This window comes from Flavobacterium ajazii (assembly GCF_010614725.1).
In the GTDB taxonomy this organism is placed as follows: domain Bacteria; phylum Bacteroidota; class Bacteroidia; order Flavobacteriales; family Flavobacteriaceae; genus Flavobacterium; species Flavobacterium ajazii.
This window is the reverse complement of the sequence record NZ_JAAEHL010000011.1, coordinates 215,943-238,048: the sequence shown is the minus strand read 5'-3', so window position 1 is coordinate 238,048 and position 22,106 is coordinate 215,943. Positions and strand designations below refer to the sequence as shown.

The window sequence follows — 22,106 nt, the reverse complement described above, 5'->3', positions numbered from 1 at the left end:
ATAAATCTTTTTTTTTCAATTGAAATAAAAAGCTATTTTTGAAGCACGTTCTTACAAAAAGGTCTTGCTCGCGGGAGCTCTAAACAGACGCTCGGGCGAGGCAAAATATTGAGCAGGTGCATACAAGTATCGCTTTGGAGGTAAAGAGTATCAAGACGAATTAGGGCTTAATGAATACACATTCGGATGGCGTGATTATGATCCAGCAATAGGTAGATGGAATGTAATAGACCAATTGGCAGAAAAATATATCACAACTTCGCCATATGCCTTTGTACAGAATAATCCATTAATAAATAGAGAAATTGATGGCAGGTACTTTGATGAAAAAAATGAAAAAAAAGCTGCTAGAATTGAAAGAAGAGCTGAAAAAAGAGCCGAAAAATTAGAAAGAAGGGCAGACAAATTAGCAGCGAGAGGACAATCCACAGGGGATTTAAGAGATAGAGCTACCGAATTAAGGAATTCTGCTCAAGATGTTAGAGATATGAGAAACGACACTTCAAATGAGTATCGATATGCCAGTGTGGGAAGTAAAGAAGCTAAATCTCTAGGAATTGTTGGACCTTCAACATTGGGTACTGGTCAAAACAGTAAAGGCGATAATGTTATTTCAATGTTTACTGAAAAAAATATGGGAAATATATTGCACGAAGGTCGCCACGGTGGTCAAAATACAAGAGGAGAAATCAATGCATTTACTCAATCATCTAGTGTAGCGGCTGAAGTAAGCGCTTATAGAGCTCAATACTCTTGGAGTGGTTCATTATTTGTACCTACAATTGATATGAATAGTATTAGTAATATAGTAAATTTTCAAACAAACTCTATTAACAGAACGCTTATGGATAATAATTTGATGCCTTCTGGTGTAACTATAACCAATGTCAATAATATTAATCAAATAAATAATACATTTGTAGGTAATATGGTTGAGATTGGGACAGGTGGAGGCTATCAACCTCTTCCAACAGTTCAGAATTACTTAATGTGGATATATGCAGGAATACCCTTAAAATAATTACTTATTTGATATGTTAAAAAAGATTTTTTTATTTTTTACTATAATTATAGTTTATTCTTGTTCTTCTACTAAACAAGTAGATGATGATATTATTTATTCAGATACAGAAGGATTAAGTCTTTTGTTCAAAATGAAAAATGAAAGAAATGGGATTTTATTTATCAATAATAAAGATTCTATTCTCTTTAATTATGAACTAAAGAAAGTGTCACAAAAGCTTATTAATTCTAAAACAAAGAAGGAAAATAAAACTACAATTTACAAATATTATATACAATATCCTGATAGTAAAAGAAAAGAATATGAAGTTTTGAAAAAATATGACACCTTAATATCTTTAAAAAAGAAATCAATATTTAGATATGAATCTCACATTAAATAGATATTGATTAAAAGAAAAGTTCAATAATTAATAAAGAACCCCAACCAAATGATTGGGGTTCTTTATTACATCAAATTTATTTTAGCGGACTGTATAAAAGATCAACTGTAGTAAGTAAACACTCTCTATCTTTTTCGGGGAGTGTTGCAATATCCTGAAATCTCTTCAACATCAAAGAGTCTTTGAATAAATCACTTTGTTGGTTTTCTCCTCGAAGTGTTCCCTGAAAAGCTGCAAATGTCTCTGACTTTGCGTATTTTTTTTATATCATATTAAATACAAAACATCTCAAGAGTCTCCCGGCTTTTCCGTTCATTCCTTGTTAGAATTTTGGTATTAGGATTTTTTGTTTTAAAGTCAGAGGCATTTGCGCAGCATTGTGAATAAGCCTTTGCGGAGCAGGGGATGGATGTCACCCTGAACGAAGTCGAAGGCATTTAAGCAAGAAAGGGCTTCGACTGAGTTTATCCTGAGCGAAGCCGAATGGACTCAGCCTGATACCTATTTTTAATTTCACCCAACGGTTTAATTCCTTAATCTGTGCCTTTAAATTTTAAAAATCGATTTTCTGATTTCTAATTGTAATGAAGAAGTTTCAGGTGATTGCTTTATCTCAAAACTTCTTTGTATTATGCTATCCTTTTTAGATTTTGTTTTTATCGGACTCAAATCGATTTGAAGCCCTGCGTAGTTTAAATATTTTTGATAATCTATTTCAGTTGTTGTATTTACATAATCTTTTAGTTCGGCTAAAGATTTTCCTGCAATCTGTTCTGCAACCTGCCAAAATTCGGTTTCTGTAAATCCTCTTCCTTTCTTTTCATAATATTCATCATATAAAAAACGCATTACATCATCCAACGATTTTTGGTTTTGAGTATTGTTTCTGATTTCCAGATCTAATAAAAAGCCAATTATTGGCCCTTTATTGTAATACGATATGGTGGTTTGCTGCGCATTGCTTTCACGATTAAAAAAATTAAGCCAGATATCAAAACTGGATTGGGCTAAAGACATGTGTTTATTCCCTTCAATATTTTCGTATCGTTTTATAGATTCTGTAATATAATTTAAAGCTTCATTGCCATCAAGCAAACCTGCTTTCATCATAATAATATATTCGTAATACACCGTAAAACCTTCAGAAACCCATAACATTGAGGTGTAATTTTCTTTGTTATAATCGAAAGGACCTAACTCTATCGGGCGAATTGCTTTTACATTATAAAGATGAAAATATTCGTGTGTGACAAAGTTTAGAAAATCGGTATACTCTTCATCAGATTTAAAATTGAAAGTTCCGTTAGTGAATATGGCCTGGGAATTCCAGTGCTCCAGACCGCCTCCGCCTGCTTCCATCATGATGTAGCTGTAATAATCGTAAGGTACTTTTTTCATGATGGCCGTTGTTGCCGTCATTATTTTTTTCAGATCTGAAGTAAATTTTTCTTCGTTTAGACCTTGTGGAGTTGTAATTCCTAAAGAATATGATTTTCCTTCATGCTCAAAATTGATTACTTTTTGATTGCCCAGATAAATAGGGCTGTCGTAAAAAATATCGATATTTTTTGCTGTAAAAGTAAAGCCGTTTTCATCAGTTGGTTTTAATCCTGTTGATACTTTCTTCCAGTTTTTGTGCGGATTAACAGTCAGTGTTACCGGATTCTCAAGAGCATTTTCTACGTGCATAAAAATCGTGTTGGGCATTAAAAATGCTTTTTCTGAATCGATATAAGATTCTGCCACTGATTTTTTATTCGCAAAAACGCGGTATTTGACGGTGATTTTAGCATTTTCTCCGTTCTCTACAGCCCAGCAGTTTTTAGATTTTTTGCTCCATCTAATTTTATTTCCATTGGTATCTTTCACTTCAAAATCTACAATATAGCGGGGTGTATCCAAAATCAGATAATATCCGGGTGTCCAGACCGGAAGTACTAAATTGGTTTGTTTCGTTTTTAGCTGATCAAAATTTAAAACCACTTCAAGATAATGCGATTCGGGATCTTTAAAAGCAACGGAATAATTTTGTTTTATTTCTGCATCAACTGTTTTACTTCCTGTTTTACATGAAATTGCTGTTTGAAAAACAATCAGGCAAAAACAAATTTTTAAGAATCCTATTTTATATTTCATAGTAATAATTTCTTTAAAATAAAAAGCCATCCCCAGGCTCAGTAGGGATAGCTTTTTACACACTTATAATTACAAGGAACCAACTTGTAATGCTTTTATATTTATCGCAGGTATCCAGGATTTTGCTCTAAATTGCTATTTCTCTCCAATTGAACTTTAGGTATTGGAAGAATCTCTCTGAAAGTATCATCACTAGCTTTCTTTGAAAACCAGGATTTTGTTGAAAATACTCCAAATCGTATTAAATCTTGTTTTCTATGGGCTTCACCAACAAATTCCCAAGCTAATTCGTCCAGAAAACCACCATATTCAATATCAGCTCCTCCTTCGTAATCTGTAATTACTCCAGCCTTATAAGTACCGTATTTATAAACACTTCCTCCTAAAAGTTTCGCTCCTGTAACAGTTGCTTTGGCCGGATTTGTATTTTTAAAATTTCTCTGTCTAATCTGTGTAACAATTGCTGCTGCTCCCGCAGCATCACCTGTTCTTAATAAACATTCAGCCTTTATCATCATTGCATCGGCCAATCTGTAAAATGGAACATCATTACTTGTTTGACCAATTTCACCGGTACCAATTTCATATTTGACCATTCTGAAACCTTCATTCGGTTCGCAGCCATTAACATCTGTCATGTAATTAATATACTCAAATTGAACACTACCTTGCATTATTGGTTCACCTTTACTCGTAAACTGTTTTCCGCCCAACCAGCAGTCTTTTAACCTTTGATCATCCGGATCATAGGTATCTATAAACTGAGGTATCCCGCCAGTCCCATTCCACGGATCACCAGCCAATTCGTAAGTTGCACGACTTGCTGCTGCCAATGTTCTGAATGGCCAGCTTGTTCCAGGGGCTTTAATCTGATCAAAAGGAATAGATAATATCTCTTCCGTTGAGGCTTCATTTTTTATCTTGAAATTATCCAGGTAGTTTGTACATAATAAAAAACCTCCATTCTTTATTACATCATCAGCCTGAGCCAAAGCTTCATCCCATTTTGCCGTTCCTATATACACCTCTGCATTCAAATATAATTTTGCTAAAGTCATTTTAACAGCCCACTTCGTAATTTTTCCATAAGTAGATAGGTCAGTCTTTTCACTTAAATAAGGCAAAGCTGTTTTAAGCTCATTTTCTACAAAATCATATACTTCTTTTCCTGTATTCTGCGTAGGTAAATATCCTTTTGGAAAATCATACTTTGTAACAATAGGGACATTTCTAAAATTGTCTAATAACAAGTAGTAATATATTGCTCTTAAAGCTTTCAATTCCTGAATAACTGCTTCTTTTCCTTCAATATCTGGTATTTGTTCTATCTGAAAAATAGCTTTATTGACATTATTAACACCTCCAAACATATAATTCCAGTTCCCCTCTGCATGAGGAAGCGGTGCCTCATAGGTATGCTGGTGCATGGTAATATAATAATCGCCCCAGCCAATACCATTTCTTTGCGGCGTTACCATCAAATCTGACGAATCTTCATATAGGTTAAAAGCAGCATCCCAATCTGCATAAATTTGTCTAAACGAATTGTAAGCCGGAGCAACAATACTATTTAAATCGTCTTTAGTAAATTTAGTATCCTCTGCTACCACTTTGTCATAAACAGTCTCATCTAAATTTGTACATCCTGTTCCTAAAAGAATCAAGCCGGAAACAAGAATTTTATACATTATATTTTTATTTTTCATTTTGATTCAATTTAAAAAGTTACATTTAAACCTAAAGTAAAAGATCTCGTAGATGGATATTTATCTCTGTTATCCATTCCTTGTGACAAAGGGTCTTCTCTCTTTATCTCCGGATCTAAACCTTTGTATTTTGTAAACGTTGCTAAATTATTGCCGGACACATACAATCGCATTGCATTGATCACTTTAAAAGGCTTAACATCAAAATTATATGACAATGTTATGTTATCAACTTTTACATAATCACCTTTTTCTATATAATAACTCACAAAAGTTTGATTATAATTTAATACTTCTTTACCATACACTTTATCGTATGCTGTATCTAACATATTATAGGCAATGGTAGGATTTTCATAAAACATACGTTGAGAATTTAAGATTTCAAAATCGAAGGCGCCTGTTAATACCATACTCAAATCGAATTTTTTGTACGAAAAAGTATTAGTCCAGCCTCCATAATATTGCGGTATACCGTTCCCTAAATACTGCTTGTTATTATCATTATACATACTAGTATTAAGTGTTTGTCTTGTACCATCAGGCAATTCTACAATCCATTTTCTATCCTCTTCGGGTACAGATGAAGGCCCTGTAATATCTACCGATTTCAGTCCCCAAAAATTACTTACTGGTTTACCGACTTCTAATCTAAAGGGTCTAAATGAAATAGGATCTCCTGTGTCTCCCCAGTTTAGATAATCTCCTTCAATTTTATATAAATCATTAGATAGACTGGTTAACTCATTTTTATTGTGTGAAAAAGTCATTGAAGAATTCCAAACAAAATTCTCTGTTTTAACAGGAACTGTATTAAGAAGAATCTCAAATCCTTTGTTTTCCATTTTTCCAACATTGGCAATAGTCGAATCATAAATATTAGGAGGTCTTGGCACAGCGTATTCCCACAACATATCACTTGTTTTTTTGTTATACACATCAACACTTCCGCTAATTCTATTATTAAAAAATCCAAAATCAAGACCTATATTTACCTCAGTCGTTTTCTCCCAACGCAAATCCGGATTAGGATTACTATCTGGTACCAAGCTATTTACCCATTTCCCATCATTAAAAAAATAGCCTTCATATTTATACAACGTTTTAGACATATAAGGATCATTAGGAATTACCCCTGTTACTCCATAACCTGCTCTTAATTTTAAATTATTTACAGCGGTAACCTCTTTTAGAAAAGACTCTTTGTTTATACTCCATCCTGCAGAAACTGCCGGAAAATTACCCCATTTGTAATTGTCTCCAAACTTAGAAGAACCTTCTCTTCTGATACTGAATAATAAATCATATTTATCATTAAAATCATAGTTAACCCTCCCAAAGAAACCAATTAACTTATTATCATCCTTTCTACTTGTCATTCTTGCTTTTCCATCAGTTAAAGCATTACCTGCTCCCAAATTATTATAAGAAAAGGCATCGGTAGGGAAGTCATAATTATAAGCATAAAATCCCTCGTTTACAGTGTATTGATAACTATAACCACCTAATACTGTAAATTCATGCTTATCAAACTTTTTATGATACTTGGATGTTAGTTCCATATAATCATTATTTGTAATTCCTGTTTCTCTTGAAGCTACTCCGTTTAGTTTATTAATTGTATTTGAATAATGCTTTTTACTTTCGGCATATCCTTTAAGACCTGTATTTTTATTTATTGCAAACATGGCTCCCACATCCCATCCAGGTAATAAATCCAGCGTCAGATTGGCTGTAAATCTTTGCCATGTATCATTTCTGTCTTGTGTGGTTTCATTTATAATAGCTACCGGATTGTAATACTGAAACTTATTTTGATCTGTTTCATCCTCATCATAGGTGCCGTCTGGTGCATATACCGGAGCAGTAGGGTTTCTTATCATGGCCTGTCTGTAAGCATAGCCAACGATTCCTTCATCAAGCCCCATGTCTCGTGTACCATTGAGTAAGTTCAAATTAACTTTCAACTTGTCATTGAACATGCTATGATTAACATCAAATGAAAATCGGTACTCTTTATTAAATGTATTTGTAAAAACTCCTGACTGATCTACATAATTAAGGTTTACTATATAATTGGTCTTTGCATTACCTCCTTTGAAAGCTAAATTGTGATTTTGAGTAAATCCGCTTCCTGATATTTCATCCAACCAGTCTGTACTGGCTCCGCCATCTGTAAAAGGTATACTGAATCCCTGAGAGCGCAAATTTCTTTGCTGACCGGCATTCAGAAATTTAGCCTTATTCGCAAAATTAGATATAGACGCAAATGTTGAATATGTAATGGTTGATGGTATATCTTTATTTACAGTTTTTGTAGTAATAAGAATTACCCCATTTGCCCCTCTTGTTCCATAAATAGCAGCAGCCGAAGCATCTTTTAAAACATCTATAGAAGCAATATCGTTTGGAGAAACCGTATCGATACCTCCCGGCACACCATTAATCAATATCAAAGGTCCTGTCCCTCCTTTTAAAGTAGAAACTCCTCTTAATGAAATATTTGAAGTTGCAGAAGGGTCACCAGAACCATTAGTAATGGTCAAACCTGCTACTTTACCTCTTATAAGATCGGATGCGTCCCTAATATCTCCTCTTGTAAAATCCTTTTCTTTTATACTTGCTATAGCACTTGTAACTCTTTCTTTCTTTTGAGTTCCATATCCTACAACAACAACTTCTGTTAATTCATTTAAGTCTGATTCTAAAATTACATTGAGCGTCTTGCCGTCTGGTTTTAGTTCTTTAGTTTTTAATCCTACATAAGAGAAAACTAATATGACATTGTTTCCTTTAGTAGTAATTTCAAAATTACCGTCGAAATCACTTGTAACTGCATTGGTTGTGTTTTTCTCTAAAACTGACACTCCCGGCAGAGGAAGATTATTTGCGTCTGTAATTTTTCCGCTGTATTTCTGTTGAGAAAAAGAGCTAAAAACAACAAACAAAAATAAAATTGCACAGAACATCTTATCTCTATAACAGGATGTTACAGTGCGTTTAATAACTTGTGTGGTTGGTTTCATAATTTAAACAGTTTGGTTTGTGTACGTTTAACATTTGTAAAGTTATGTTAAATGAGAGTCGGCCAAAATGCTTATATTACCACATGATAATACTATATTATCCGTTTTTAAGTAATAATTATATGTTAATGTGTATTTATCTATAATTTACCAAAGAATTGGGTAAAATTTTAATACATATTCAGTTTAAAACTTAAAATAAAGTATTTATCTCCAGAATTACACCTTTTTCAATTTCAAAAACGAGCCATAAAAAATAGATCCAAAATGTAAAATGGAAAACAAAGCATTATTTATAAATAGTAAAAAATGATATCATCCTGAGCGGAGTCAAATAGACTCAGTCTACCCTTGTTTTTAGTTTGCCCTCAATGGTTTAAAACCCATATTCTTTGTGAACATTTCTCAAAAAAAGCTTTATTTTTCATTTTAAAGATACGATATCCTCAATAATAAGAAGACTTAACCTACAATGCAATAAAGACTATTTTATACAACATTAAATCATCAGCAAATCTGAGATGTTTATTTTTGATATATTACAATATTGAGAGGTTAAATTATCAAAATAGCATTTTTAGACCTTATTTTGAATTAAGTAATACAGCTTTAAAAAAAATTAAATAATATTGCTGAATCCAATTATCATTTTTATAATATGTCTTTTAATCCCGGTTTTGACGAAAGTAAACTCCTCAGAGAACTATCTCAGGGAAGCGAGCCGGCATTTACTATTTTATACAATCGATATAAAAATGGTGTTTATGGAACCGCTTTAAAAATAACAAAATCAAAAATTCTGGCTGAAGAAGTGGTTCAGGATGTGTTTTTAAAAATTTGGCAAAATCATGAAAATTTAGCCGACATAGCCAATTTTGAAAATTATCTTTTTATTATTTCCCGCAATCATATTTTTGATATGATTAAAAAAGTAGCAAGAGAAACCTCTTTGCCGGTTGAACTTACTTATAAAAATACAACTTCAGAAGATACCGACACTGCTGTAAAAGACGATCAGTACAATGTGATTTTGAATCAGATTGTAGAACAGCTCCCGCCTCAGCAACAAAAAGTTTATAAAATGGCTAAACTGGAAGGTTTAAGTCATCAAAAAATTGGTGAAGACTTAGGAATCTCTACAGACACTGTTAAAAAACACATGGCACAGGCCTTAAAATTTGTGCGCCACAGAATTTCCCCTTACATGAATATGTTCATGACAATTCTTTTATTTTTCAAAGTTTAGGGTCTGGTTAGACATTTATTATTAATCTATATTGTTTTTTTATCACATCGTGCGGAGTCGGGATGCATTACTGGTTCTCGACGACGCCCGAACTGGCAATAGGCTGAAATATAAAATTAAAGAGTATTAGCCTTAAAACTTTTCTTTCAAAACAGCCCTTCGGATTATTTTTTTACGTTTTTTTTACATTTTTTTTACTTTCAACTACTCCCTCCCTTTTTTTCAATCGTCTTTATAATAAAGATCACTATTTAAATTGGCTTTGCCCCAAAAATGAACAGGGTCTTAAAAAAATTAAATTTTAAACAGCCCCAGGTTTACTATTTACCACCTATTATTAACTTATTTAATTTCAAATCGAATGCAGGAAAAAATATTTGAAGAATTATTTGAAAATTATTTGCAAAAGAAGCTGTCAGAAGTTGAAGAACAAAAACTGATGGAGCTTATTCGAAATGGTGAATATGATGATTTCATAAAAGAAAAAATTCATGTCATGCTTAAGGAAAAGACCGGATCTGAAGTAATGGGTAACGAGGAGAGTGCCTACATTTTAAGATGTATTTTGTCTGAGCCTAATAATAACAGAGAAGTAATCAGATTAGAACCGGAAAAAAGAACCAGAAAAAAAGTTCTCCGTGTAATCTTTGCTGCAGCGAGCATTATAGCTTTAATCGCTATTGGCAACAGTTTGTTTTTTAAACCAAAAACTTCAATTACAACTCCTGTAATGGAGCAGCCTGTAATTGCAGAAAATACTTCGGTAGATTTTAGCGGCAAACAATTGATTCATCTTCCGGACGGAAGTACAGTTCTTTTGAATGATAACAGTAGTTTAAAATACGAACAAAATTCTTTTAATAACAAAACCCGCGAAGTAACACTTACCGGAGAAGCTTTTTTTGACATTAAAAGAAACGAAACAAAACCGTTTATTGTACATACAGGCAAAGTACAAACCAAAGTTTTGGGTACAGCCTTTAACATCAATACGCACAATTCTTCAAATAATATTGAGGTCACAGTAACAAGAGGTAAAGTTCAGGTTGGAGATGCTCAGAAAATTTACGGCATCATAACGCCTAATCAACAGATTAAAGTGAACAAAAACACCCTCAGCTTTGAACAGAACAAGATCAGCGCTTCAATTGTTACTGAGTGGAAAAGCAATTACCTGATTCTGGATGATATTAATATGGAAGAAGCAATTGCCTTAATTTCTCAGAAATACAAAGTACAGATTTCATTGACAAACGAAAAGATTAAAAATTGCAGAATTACGGCCAGTTTCTTAAATGATGAAGATCTGGATCATGTGCTGAAAGTAATCAGCAGTGTTATTGAAACCGAATATCGTTACAACAAAGCCGGGACGATTATTTTGGACGGAAAAGGCTGTGAATAAATAAAAAAACAAAAAGGGCTGACTAAACCTCCTACTTTAGAAAGCTTTAAAAATAGATATTAACCTTAAAACCAAGCTATAAGAATAAATAAAAAAGCCATCCAGCTCCTACACCAGATGGCCCAAATTTTTAATAATTAAAACCAGTAACCATTAAAAACAAGCAAATTTATGAAATTACGCTGTAAAACAACCATGTTTGACAGGGAAAAGAAATCTGCCTTTTTCCATTTGTCAAAAAAAACACTTATGATCATGCGAATCAGTTTATTCCACATTTTCTTACTGACCTGTGGTACTCATATGGTCTTTGCTACCGAAATGAGCGGTCAAAATTTAGAATCAATATCTATTGACATTGAACTTCATAATCAGGATATTAAAACTTTATTTAAAACCATAGAAAATAAAACCGGATTACTGTTTGCTTATCAGCCGCAGATCATAAAAGATTTTCCAAAAGTAAACACACCCAAAGGACGCCGAAGTGTGAGTGCTATTTTGGATATCGTATTTCAGGGCAGTAATTTAGTTTACAAACAGGTAGACAAAAATGTTGTCATTTATAAAAAAGAAAAAGCAGAATCCAGCACATCCGGAAAAAATAATATGCCGGAAAGTGACCGTACGCTTACAGGAAAAGTTTTGGATGAAAAAGGATTTCCACTACCAGGTGTTTCTGTTCTTCTTGTAGGAAGCAACAAACATGGTGTAACTGATTTTGACGGTCAGTTTTATATTGATTTGCCGCCCGGAAAACACACACTTAAAGTCGCTTATCTGGGATATAAAACACAAGAAATTACGGTTGAAAACCAAAGTTCGATAACTATCAAATTACAGCCCGATTTGGCCAAACTGGACGAGGTTGTTATTATTGGTTATGGAACTACAACCAAAAGAACAAATACCGGATCTGTAGTTAAAATTACTTCACAGGATATTGAAAAACAGCCCATAACCAATATTTTACAAAGTTTACAAGGAAGAACGCCTGGAGTTTTTGTGACCCAGACATCCGGTTATGCAGGATCTGATATGAACATCAGCATTCGTGGTCGAAATTCAATATTGGGAGATAACCTCCCATTGTATATAATTGACGGGGTTCCTTATATAGGCGATGATATAAAAGAACAAGCACAAAGCTCTAATGTTATTAGAGGAGCACAAAAAAGAACCAGTCCTTTAAACATTCTTAACCCTAATGATATTGAAAGTATTGAAATCCTAAAAGATGCAGATGCTACTGCTATTTACGGATCAAGAGGAGCTAATGGGGTTGTGCTTATTACAACCAAAAAAGGAGAGGCAGGAAAAACAGAATTTACTGTAAATGCCTCATCGGGAATTTCAGAAGTAGCTCATAAAATAAAAACATTAGATACGCCTGCTTATCTTAACATGCTGCGCACAGCTTACACCAATGCTAATGCTGTGCCGAATAATAGAAGTACCGGAATCGCTCTTACGGATTATGATCCAAATGCCTACACAGACTGGCAGGAGAAATTAATAGGTGGTTCTGCAGCATTTAATAATTATTCAGGAAGTTTAAAAGGAGGAAATGAAAGTACCAATTTTCTTATAAGTGCTGCCTACCATAATGAAAATACTGTTTTGCCGGGAGATTTTGGATACGATAAATTTTCAACCAATTTTAATGTTAATCATTATACCTTAAACAAAAAATTAAAATTAGGTGCCTCTGTTTTATTTTCTTCAGATAAAAATAAACTTCCGTTTTATGATATAACCAATTATGCTGTTAATACAGCCCCAAATCGTCCAATTTACAATGCTGACGGATCTTATTATTGGTCATCAACTTACTCCAGCGATATCAATCCAATTGCTGCTTTAGACAGAAGAGTAGAAGATCAGGGAACCAATTTAATTTCAAATTTTAGTGCACAATTTGAAATCGCTAAAGGCCTTTCTTTTAAAACCGATTTAGGATATGGAAGGGCACAAATGAAAACGGAACAATTTTTACCAACATCGGGAATGAACCACGTTTATTATACAGCCAATAACATTGCTCTTAACCCTTTTAGATCTTATACTGTTTCTTTAAACAACACAAATAACTTTAATTTTGAGCCGCAATTAAATTACTCTGCCTTAATATGGAAAGGTAATCTTACTGCTCTATTAGGAGGGTCATGGCAACATAGAAAATCTGAAATGCCTTCTTATGTAAATACATCAGTATATAGTTCTGACAATCTTATTGGAATCACAAGTTCTGCCGGAAACGTAACTTCTGCAAATGCAACATCTGAGTATAAATATATTTCTCTTTTTAGCAGGGTGAATTATAATGTTGAAAATAAATATATTCTTAATTTAACCTTTAGAAGAGATGGTTCATCTAGATTTGGTCCTAATAAGCGCTATGGAAATTTCGGTTCTGTGGGTGCTGCATGGATTTTTACTGAAGAGAAATTTTTAAAAGACAATTCGCTGTTAAGTTTTGGAAAAATACGTTCCAGTTATGGAAAAATTGGAAGTGATGATATAGGAGATTATGGCTATGTTTCTACTTATAATGTTACTACTTATGGGGTTGGTAATTCAGCTATGTCACAAGCTCGTATTGCAAATCCAAATTATCGATGGGAAGAGACTAATAAATTTGAAGCAGCAATAGATTTAGGCTTTCTAAAGGACAGAATTTCATTAACGGCTGCCTATTACAGAAACATCTCATCAAATCAATTGATACTTGCTACACTTAGTCCACAAGCAGGATTTACCAGTTTTCAGGATAATTTAGGTGCCACAGTAGAAAATAAAGGATTAGAATTTACTTTAACTTCAACCAACATCCATAGTAAAAACCTAAACTGGACTACGTCATTTAATATTTCTAAAAACGAAAATAAATTACGCTCATTTGCTAATATCGAAACATCAGCATATTATTCCACTTATGTGGTTGGAAGACCATTAAACGCTAATTATTTACTAAATTATACTGGTGTTAATGCAAATGGTATTCCTCAATTTGAAGATGTTAACGGAGATGGTAGAATTTCTAGTGGTTTTGCAGATACAAAGATTGGAGACAGAGTATATCAGGGGCCTTCTTATCCTGACTATTACGGTGGAATATCGAATTCTGTGAGTTACAAGAATTTTTCACTTGACTTTTTATTCCAATTTGTAAAGCAGGAAGGAAGGACTTTATTAACATCGATTGGAGTACAACCCGGATATCCTTTCGGACTGGCAAATTATCAGGTTGATGAATATAACAATTATATAGCGCAGGGTAATGCATTAAGTTCTAACTATCAGGCAAGTTTTTTCAATTATTTAGGTTCTAATGCCAATCTTGTAGATGCATCATATATTAAATTGAAAAATGTAAGTGCATCTTATACAATTCCTTTGAATGAGGCTACACAAAAAATTATTAAAAATGCACGCGTAACACTACAAGGGCAAAATCTGGTAACATTTACCAAATACAAAGGATTTGACCCTGAAACACAAGGTTTGGCCTTACCTCCTTTACGTACTATAACTCTTGGAACTCAGTTGACATTTTAAATTAAAAAAACATGAAAAATAATTCTATAAAATACACCTATATATTTTCGTTTTTTCTTTTAATGGGACTAACGAGCTGTGACGAAATGCTGGAAGTTGACATTCCTATCAATCAAATTATGAGTGAAAAGGTTTATACCTCAGATCAGACAGCAGAAGCGACTGTATACGGAATTTACCAGAGTATGATAACTGGTGGATCATTTACTAATAACCTGCATTACATGCCTGGAGAAACATCGGATGAACTTATACTAAGAAGTCAGCTTACCGACGCTTACGTCACAAACGAAATTATAGAAACCGATGGGCCAAATGGGACTATGTGGACAGACTTTTACAAAACGATTTATAATGCGAATGCTGTTATTGAAGGAATAAATGCAAGCAAAACTCTAACTGCGAGTAAAACCCCTGCCTGGATAGCAGAAGCAAAATTCGTAAGAGCTTATTGTTATTTTAACATGACTAATTTATGGGGTGATGTTCCTCTAATCTTAACTACAGATGTCGAAAAAACGGCTCTGGCACCGCGTGATAGCCAAACTAAAATTTACAATCAGATTGTTCTGGATTTGACAGATGCGGCAAAAGATCTTCCTATTAATTACAGTAATTATGGCAATTTACGTATTAGAGCTACAAAATGGGCAGCAGAAGCATTATTAGCAAGAGTTTATCTTTATTTAGAAAATTGGTCAGAAGCTGCAGCTCACGCCAGCTCAGTAATAAGCCAAAACGGTACCTATAAACTGATTACGGGATTAACTGCCAACAACAGTCCGTTTATTGCTGATAATACAGAAGCCATCCTGCAAATCCCCTATTTCAATTTAGCGTATTCTTATGAAGGTGCTGCCGTGTATAATGCAGGAGGAAAATATCTGCTTCGAAAAGGGTTGTCAATATTTGAAACCAATGATGCCAGAAAAACAAATTGGACTAGCACTGTCGTAGTTTCTGGTACTACATATTTAGAACCAAGAAAATATAAAAATGCATACGTGGCTACTCCAGTGGAGCGTTCAACTTTTTTAAGATTAGCTGAACTTTATTTGATAAGAGCTGAAGCAAGGGTAAAATTAAACAATATTACCGGAGCTCAGGAAGATATTGATGTGATCCGAAACAGAGCTTTACTGGGAAATACCAGTTTAACAGACCCTACTCAATTATTGGATTTAATTGCCTTAGAAAGAGAACGTGAACTTTTTGGAGAGTTCGGCCACAGATGGTTTGATCTCAAAAGAACAGGAAAAGCAGATCAGGTTCTGGGGGCAATTACAGGAAAAATATGGGCTTCAACAGATAGTCTTTATCCTATTCCGGAAACCGCCAGACGCTCAAATCCTTTTTTAACCCAAAACTTAGGATACAACTAAATCATCATTTAAATAATCTACTCAGGAATGTTCCAAAAAAGCATTCCTGAGATTTTAAAAACACTATGGAAACAACAATTGTAAGAGTTGAGGACTTGTCGCATCAATACAGTAAGGATTGGGCAATACAAAATATAAATTTTGAAATCAAAGAAAACAGGATTCTGGGGCTTCTGGGCTCTAATGGTGCCGGAAAATCGACTACTATGAACATCCTTTGCGGGGTTTTAAACCAGACTCACGGAAATATATTTATTGATGGAATTAACCTGAAAGAAAATCCGGTCGAAGCCAAAAAACTAATTGGTTTTTTACCACAGACACCACCGCTTCACCTCGATTTAACGGTAGATGAATATTTGATTCACTGTGCGCAGCTACGACTGGTTAAAAAAGAAGATCTGAGAAACGCTGTTGAAAAAGCCAAAGAAAAATGCGGTATTTCTCATTTCAGCCATCGATTGATTAAAAATTTATCAGGCGGGTACAGACAGCGTGTGGGAATTGCACAAGCCATTATTCATGAGCCAAAGCTGGTGGTTTTAGATGAGCCAACCAACGGACTGGATCCAAATCAGATTTTAGAAGTCAGAAATTTAATTAAAAAAATTGCTCAGGATAAAGCTGTGATTTTTTCGTCACACATTCTTTCTGAAGTTCAGGCTACATGCCAGGATATCCGAATGATCGAAAACGGACACATGGTTTTCTCTGATACACTCGATGCTTTTAATAATTATATCGAAGCCGATAAATTAACGGCAAGTTTCGAAAATCCGCCAACAATCGAGGCATTAACCGCTATCGAAGAAGTTACAGCTGCTGTTTATCTTTCTCCTAAAAAAGTACAGATTACTTTTACAGGAACACAGGAAGTTGCTGAAAAAATTGTAGCTCAAAGTGTTAGCAGTAATTGGAAATTACGCGAAATCCAATTCGAAAAAGTATCTCTGGATGAGATTTTTGCACAATTATCTAAAAAAGCACCTTCAAAAAACGCTATCCTTTCTTAAAAAATAAATAAATGAAAACAATATACAGAATCGCTAAAACCGAACTCAATACCATGTTTTATTCGCCGGTAGCATGGGTTGTTTTAGTCATATTTTCCATCCAGTCCAACTGGAAATTCTTCGAATTAATTGAACGTTTTGAAAAATCGCAAAAGCTAGGCAGTGACATGCACAATTTGTCTCAGATTATTTTTTCAGGCTTTATGGGGTTATTTACAGAAATGCAGAATTATTTATACCTGTATGTTCCACTATTAACCATGGGCTTAGTAAGTCGTGAAATTAACAGCGGATCTATAAAACTGCTGTTTTCTTCTCCAATAAAAATTAAGGAAATTATATTAGGTAAATACCTTGCCATTGCAGCTTATTGCTCACTCTTTGTGGCCATATTGGGATTGCAGGTCGTAATTGCTTATTTCTCTGTTGATAATTTAGATCTAAAATTTGCTATTTCGGGTCTCATTGGCTTGTATTTACTGGTTTGTACCTATGCTGCTATTGGTCTTTTCATGTCTTGTCTTACTTCTTATCAGGTGGTTGCAGCAATCAGTACCTTGGTGGTTTTGGCAGGGTTAAATTTTATTGGCAAATTATGGCAGGACGTTGAATTTGTAAAAGACATAACGTATTTTCTATCCATTGCAGGGCGTGCCAACGAAATGCTTCAGGGGCTTATTATCAGTAAAGATGTATTTTATTTTATTCTGGTAAGTAGTCTTTTTATTGTATTGAGTATCTATAAGTTACAAACCGGACGAGATGCACAATCTATTGTGCAAAGAGTGGCAAAATATACTGCCTTAATAACTGTTGTTTTGGCATTGGGTTACATTACATCAAGAGCCTCACTTACGCTGTACCATGATATGACCCGCACAAAAGACAGAACCCTTACAGCCGCAAGTTTAGATATAGTCAAAAAAATAGAGGGTCCGGTTAAAATAGTAACGTATGTTAACTTATTAGATATCAACTATTCTATGGCTATGCCGTATTCTCAAAATTATGACATGGCACGCTTTGAACAATATACTCGTTTTTTGCCACAAATAGAAATGGAATATGTGTACTATTATGATACCTCAAAGAATGAAGCTTTATATGCCCAAAATCCGGGATTAAGTGACAAGCAACTGGCTGATAAAATGATTGAAACACAGGATTTAAAGATAAAAAAAATATATACTCCTGCAGAAATTAAGAAAATTATTGATTTAGGTCCGGAACAAAACCGCGTAGTGAGAACGGTAGAGTACAACGGACAGAAAACATTTTTAAGAATGTATGATGATATGTTCAAAGCTCCTAGTGAAAAGGAAATCTCAGCAGCCTTAAAACGTTTAATTGTTACGGCTCCAAAAATTGTTTTTGCCACCGGAAACATGGAGCGCAGTGTTGACAAAATTGGAGATAAAAATTATAAGACTGGTTTTAATGAAATTACATTCAGATACTCTTTAATCAATCAGGGCTTTGATGTTGCTTCTGTAGATATCAATGCGCAGAATATCCCTGAACAAACTTCTGTTTTAATAATTGCTGATCCAAAAACACAGTTGAGCCAGGGTGCTGTTAACAGAATCAGTACCTATATCGATCAGGGGAAAAATATAGTTCTTTTGGGAGAGCCAGAAACGAATTCGGCTTTGGCTGCAGTTACAGACAAATTAGGTATTCAATTTACGAAACAGGCATTGGTTCAGGAAAGTGAAATCAATTCTCCCGATTTTCTTGTAACCGATCTTCAAAGAAATGTAGATTCTACTTTAATTAAGTTTAGCCCTAATCCAAATAATAACCCAATTCCATTTTTAGGAAGCAGCGGCATCAAAACAGTTAGAGATACAGGTTTTAAAGTAACACCTCTTTTAAAAACCAATAACCAGCCTGCCTGGGAATCACAAACCGGAATTACATCTGTTTCACCTGAATTGAAAAAACAACCTGCTGTAAAAGCTGTTCCGCTGGTAGTAGCTTTGACGAGAAATATCAATGGTAAATCGCAAAAAATAATTGTTGCCGGAGATGCTGATTTTATGGGTAATGCTGAGTTAAGCCGCGGCGGTTCAGGGACATTCCAGTTTGTAACCGATATTTTCAGCTGGTTCACTAATTACGAATTCCCAATCGATACCACACGCCCTGAAAATACTGATAAAAAGTTAACTATAACAGCAAATCAGGTTTTCATCAGCAAAATTGTCTTCATTGGATTATTTCCCTTATTGATCATATTGGGTGGTGCTTTTATACTGATTAGGAGAAACAGAAGATAAAAATCATCCCAATGGTGTCGTTAAAAATGATATTTGATCTGTTTTTTTGCCCCCAATTAAAAATACCCGAATTGACTTTTTAATGACAACCATTGAATAAAAAATAAAAAAATGACTAAAAAAAATATCATTTTTGGGATGCTGCTGCTGTCTTTTCAAGGCGCATTTTCTCAATTCAAAACCACGATTCCACTGGATAAAAACGTGACAACCGGGAAATTAAAAAACGGGTTAACGTATTATATTTTGCATAATGAAGAACCAAAAGACAGAGCCAGTTTTTACTTTGTTCAGAATGTCGGTGCTATTTTAGAAGATGACAATCAGAACGGACTGGCGCATTTTCTGGAACACATGGCTTTTAACGGAACGGAGCATTTTAAAGGAAAAGGCATTATTAAGATGCTGGAGAAAAACGGTGTAAGTTTTGGAAAAGACATCAATGCTTACACAGCTCAGGATGAAACGGTTTACAACATCAGCACCGTTCCTGTGACCAATGAAAAACTGATTGATTCTACACTTTGGGTTTTACACGACTGGTCAGGATCTTTATCTTTAACCAATGAAGAAATTGATGCAGAAAGAGGCGTAATTCGTGAAGAATGGAGAACCAGACGTACAAGTGATTTTCGTCTAAAAAGCCAGACTGATCAGGTTTTGTACAAAAACTCTAAATACAGCAAAAGAGACGTTATCGGTGATCTGGATATTATCAATAATTTCAAATATGCTGAATTAAGAAATTATTATAAAAAATGGTACAGACCCGATTTACAAGCGGTAATCATTGTTGGTGATATTGATGTAAAAGCCATGGAACAAAAGGTAAAAACGATATTTTCGGGTATTCCTTTAGCAAAAAAGGCTACTGCCAGAACATACGAAAAGATTCCTAACCATGATGATTTGTATTTTGGAACAGCATCTGATAAAGAAGCTTCATCTACTTCTATTACATTACAATATGTACTTGATGAGCCTTTAGTGAGAGACAGCATTGTTTCCCGAAAAAATGTGATGAATTCTTTCTACACCAGTATTCTTAACAATCGCTTTAAAGAATTGATATTAAAAAACCAAAGCTCAGCTTTAAATCTGAAAACCTATTTTTCACCTGTTTCAAGATTAAATACGTCTTTTAATGTTTCGGCTTTAGCCAAAAAAGGAAAAATAATTGAAGCTTTTGAGGAAGCCTACACAGAAACTGAACGTTTGAGACGATTTGGTGCTGTCCAGTCAGAATTAGACCGTACCAAAAAACTTTTTATCAGTTCTTACGATGATTTTCTGAGTAATAAAGATAAAGTAGATAACGACAGCTGGGCTGATAAACTGACCAATTATTTCCTGAAAGCAAAACCGTTTCTTTCTGCTGATGATGACTATAAACTGATCGTAGGAATCATTAAAAGCATCACTTTGGAAGAACTGAACGCTTATGCGAAAACGATTCAGAAACCAAACAATCAGGTAGTTTTAGTTACCGGTTCTGAAGATGACAAAAATGATTTTCCGACTAAGGAAGCTGTTGTTAATGTAATAAAAAAGGTCGAAGGTAAAACTTTAGAACCTTACACAAAAAAAGAAAACAACGCTCCTTTGATCGAAAAAGATTTAAAACCTGCTGCTGTCAAAAAAACATTTGAAGTTGCCGGAATAAAAGATGCAAAAGGTTATATTTTAGAAAACGATGCCAAAATAATTGTGCTTCCAACAACTTATTCCCAAGATCAGATTGTTTTTTCTGCATTTTCAAAAGGAGGTAAATCTTTGGTAAAAACTGAAGATTTGGCATCGGCCGAAATTACAACTACATTAGCCAGATCTTCCGGTTTAGGAAATTTTGATAACATTGGCTTAAAAGAAAAACTGACCGGAAAAGTGGCACAGTCAGCTCCGTTTATTGGTGCAAATACGCAGGGATTTCAAGGAAGTTCCAATAAAGCCGATTTTGAAACGATGCTGCAATTGCTTTACCTTTCTTTTGAATCACCCCGTTTTGATCCGAACATTTTTAATATTCTAAAAGAGCAATATAAAAACCGTCTGGAAACCATTAAAAAAGATAACGAAAGTGCTTTTAAAGACACTGTCGATTTAGCAAATTCAAATAACAATCCAAGAACTTTCCTGTTCAACGAAAAATTTCTGGAGACAATTGATCTAAAAAAAGCTGAAAATATTTACCGTGACCGTTTTAAAAATGCGGCTGATTTCACATTCATTTTTGTTGGAAATATTCCGGATTCAGCTTTAGAGTTAATTCAGAAGTACATCGGGAATCTAAAATCAAATCCTTCTTTAAAAGAGAATTATGCCGATCATAATATTGAACCTAAAAAAGGAAAAACAGTTGTCCATTTCAAACGTCCGATGGAAGTTCCGAAAGCAACTGTTTATCTAAACCTGACAGGTAAAGCTACATACAGTAAAGAAAATGCACTTTCTATGTATGTAATCGGACAATTACTTTCAAAACGATTCCTGCAGACTATCAGAGAAGAAGAAGGCGGAAGTTATGGCGTAAATGTAGGCGGAACTCTGGAACAGATTCCGTCCCCAACTTTCAGTCTTGCACTGACTTTTGACTGTAATCCTGAAAAACAGGAGAAACTGATGCAAATTGTATGGAAAGAATTAAATGACTTAAAAACAGTTCCGGTTAATGCAAACGATCTGGAAGACATCAAAAAAGCATTGATAAAAACCAGAGAAGAATCATTGAAAACCAATTCTTTCTGGAACACAACACTTTACAACAACAGCTTAAATCAGATTCCGTTTTTACAGGATGAAGAATATAAAAATTTAATTTCTAAAATTAATCAGAAAACTATTCAGCAGTTTAGTAAGCACGTTTTGGATAGTTCTAGTAGCGTTGAAGTTATTATGAGCCCTGAAAGCCAATCAGGAAAGTAAGAACTTTAAAATACATTTTTATTTTAT

Annotated in this window: 11 protein-coding genes and 1 pseudogene; 9 read left to right on the top strand and 3 right to left on the bottom strand. The window is 34.1% G+C overall.

Annotated elements, in window-relative coordinates; all coding sequences use genetic code 11:
• Positions 1–136: 136 nt before the first annotated feature.
• Positions 137–1,021: pseudogene (locus GWR14_RS19075) on the top strand (RHS repeat-associated core domain-containing protein); the annotation flags it as partial.
• A 13-nt stretch (positions 1,022–1,034) separates the two neighbouring features.
• Positions 1,035–1,406 carry a hypothetical protein gene (locus tag GWR14_RS19070; protein WP_163410732.1) on the top strand — a complete coding sequence of 124 codons (372 nt, stop codon included), beginning with the start codon at positions 1,035–1,037 and terminating at the stop codon, positions 1,404–1,406.
• 546 nt (positions 1,407–1,952) lie between these two features.
• Here the strand turns inward: GWR14_RS19070 and GWR14_RS19065 are convergent.
• The 3 genes from GWR14_RS19065 to GWR14_RS19055 form a co-directional block, all read right to left on the bottom strand.
• Positions 1,953–3,542, bottom strand: coding sequence for a M61 family metallopeptidase (locus GWR14_RS19065; RefSeq protein WP_163410731.1), 1,590 nt, complete (start codon positions 3,540–3,542; stop codon positions 1,953–1,955).
• Positions 3,543–3,643: 101 nt separating this feature from the next.
• Positions 3,644–5,248: a RagB/SusD family nutrient uptake outer membrane protein gene (locus GWR14_RS19060; RefSeq protein WP_163410730.1), complete on the bottom strand. Its 1,605-nt coding sequence runs from the start codon at positions 5,246–5,248 to the stop codon at positions 3,644–3,646.
• Positions 5,249–5,259: 11 nt separating this feature from the next.
• Positions 5,260–8,274, bottom strand: coding sequence for a SusC/RagA family TonB-linked outer membrane protein (locus GWR14_RS19055; RefSeq protein ID WP_223150984.1), 3,015 nt, complete (start codon positions 8,272–8,274; stop codon positions 5,260–5,262).
• Between the two features lie 658 nt (positions 8,275–8,932).
• Between GWR14_RS19055 and GWR14_RS19050 the strand changes: the two genes are divergently transcribed.
• The 7 genes from GWR14_RS19050 to GWR14_RS19020 all read left to right on the top strand — a co-directional run bounded on the left by GWR14_RS19050 (position 8,933) and on the right by GWR14_RS19020 (position 22,079).
• Positions 8,933–9,520, top strand: a complete 588-nt coding sequence (locus GWR14_RS19050; RefSeq protein WP_163410729.1) for an RNA polymerase sigma factor — start codon at positions 8,933–8,935, stop codon at positions 9,518–9,520.
• Between the two features lie 361 nt (positions 9,521–9,881).
• Positions 9,882–10,925: a FecR family protein gene (locus tag GWR14_RS19045; protein ID WP_163410728.1), complete on the top strand. Its 1,044-nt coding sequence runs from the start codon at positions 9,882–9,884 to the stop codon at positions 10,923–10,925.
• Between the two features lie 171 nt (positions 10,926–11,096).
• A complete protein-coding gene (locus GWR14_RS19040) occupies positions 11,097–14,483 on the top strand; it encodes a TonB-dependent receptor (protein WP_163410727.1) in 3,387 nt (1,128 codons plus the stop codon).
• 11 nt (positions 14,484–14,494) lie between these two features.
• Positions 14,495–15,865: a RagB/SusD family nutrient uptake outer membrane protein gene (locus tag GWR14_RS19035; protein ID WP_163410726.1), complete on the top strand. Its 1,371-nt coding sequence runs from the start codon at positions 14,495–14,497 to the stop codon at positions 15,863–15,865.
• Between the two features lie 65 nt (positions 15,866–15,930).
• Positions 15,931–16,878 (top strand): ABC transporter ATP-binding protein, encoded by a 948-nt coding sequence (locus GWR14_RS19030; RefSeq protein ID WP_163410725.1) that lies wholly within the window; start codon positions 15,931–15,933, stop codon positions 16,876–16,878.
• 11 nt (positions 16,879–16,889) lie between these two features.
• A complete protein-coding gene (locus GWR14_RS19025; RefSeq protein ID WP_163410724.1) occupies positions 16,890–19,157 on the top strand; it encodes a Gldg family protein in 2,268 nt (755 codons plus the stop codon).
• Positions 19,158–19,268: 111 nt separating this feature from the next.
• Complete coding sequence (locus GWR14_RS19020; RefSeq protein ID WP_163410723.1) at positions 19,269–22,079, top strand: M16 family metallopeptidase; 2,811 nt, start codon at positions 19,269–19,271, stop codon at positions 22,077–22,079.
• Positions 22,080–22,106: the final 27 nt, after the last annotated feature.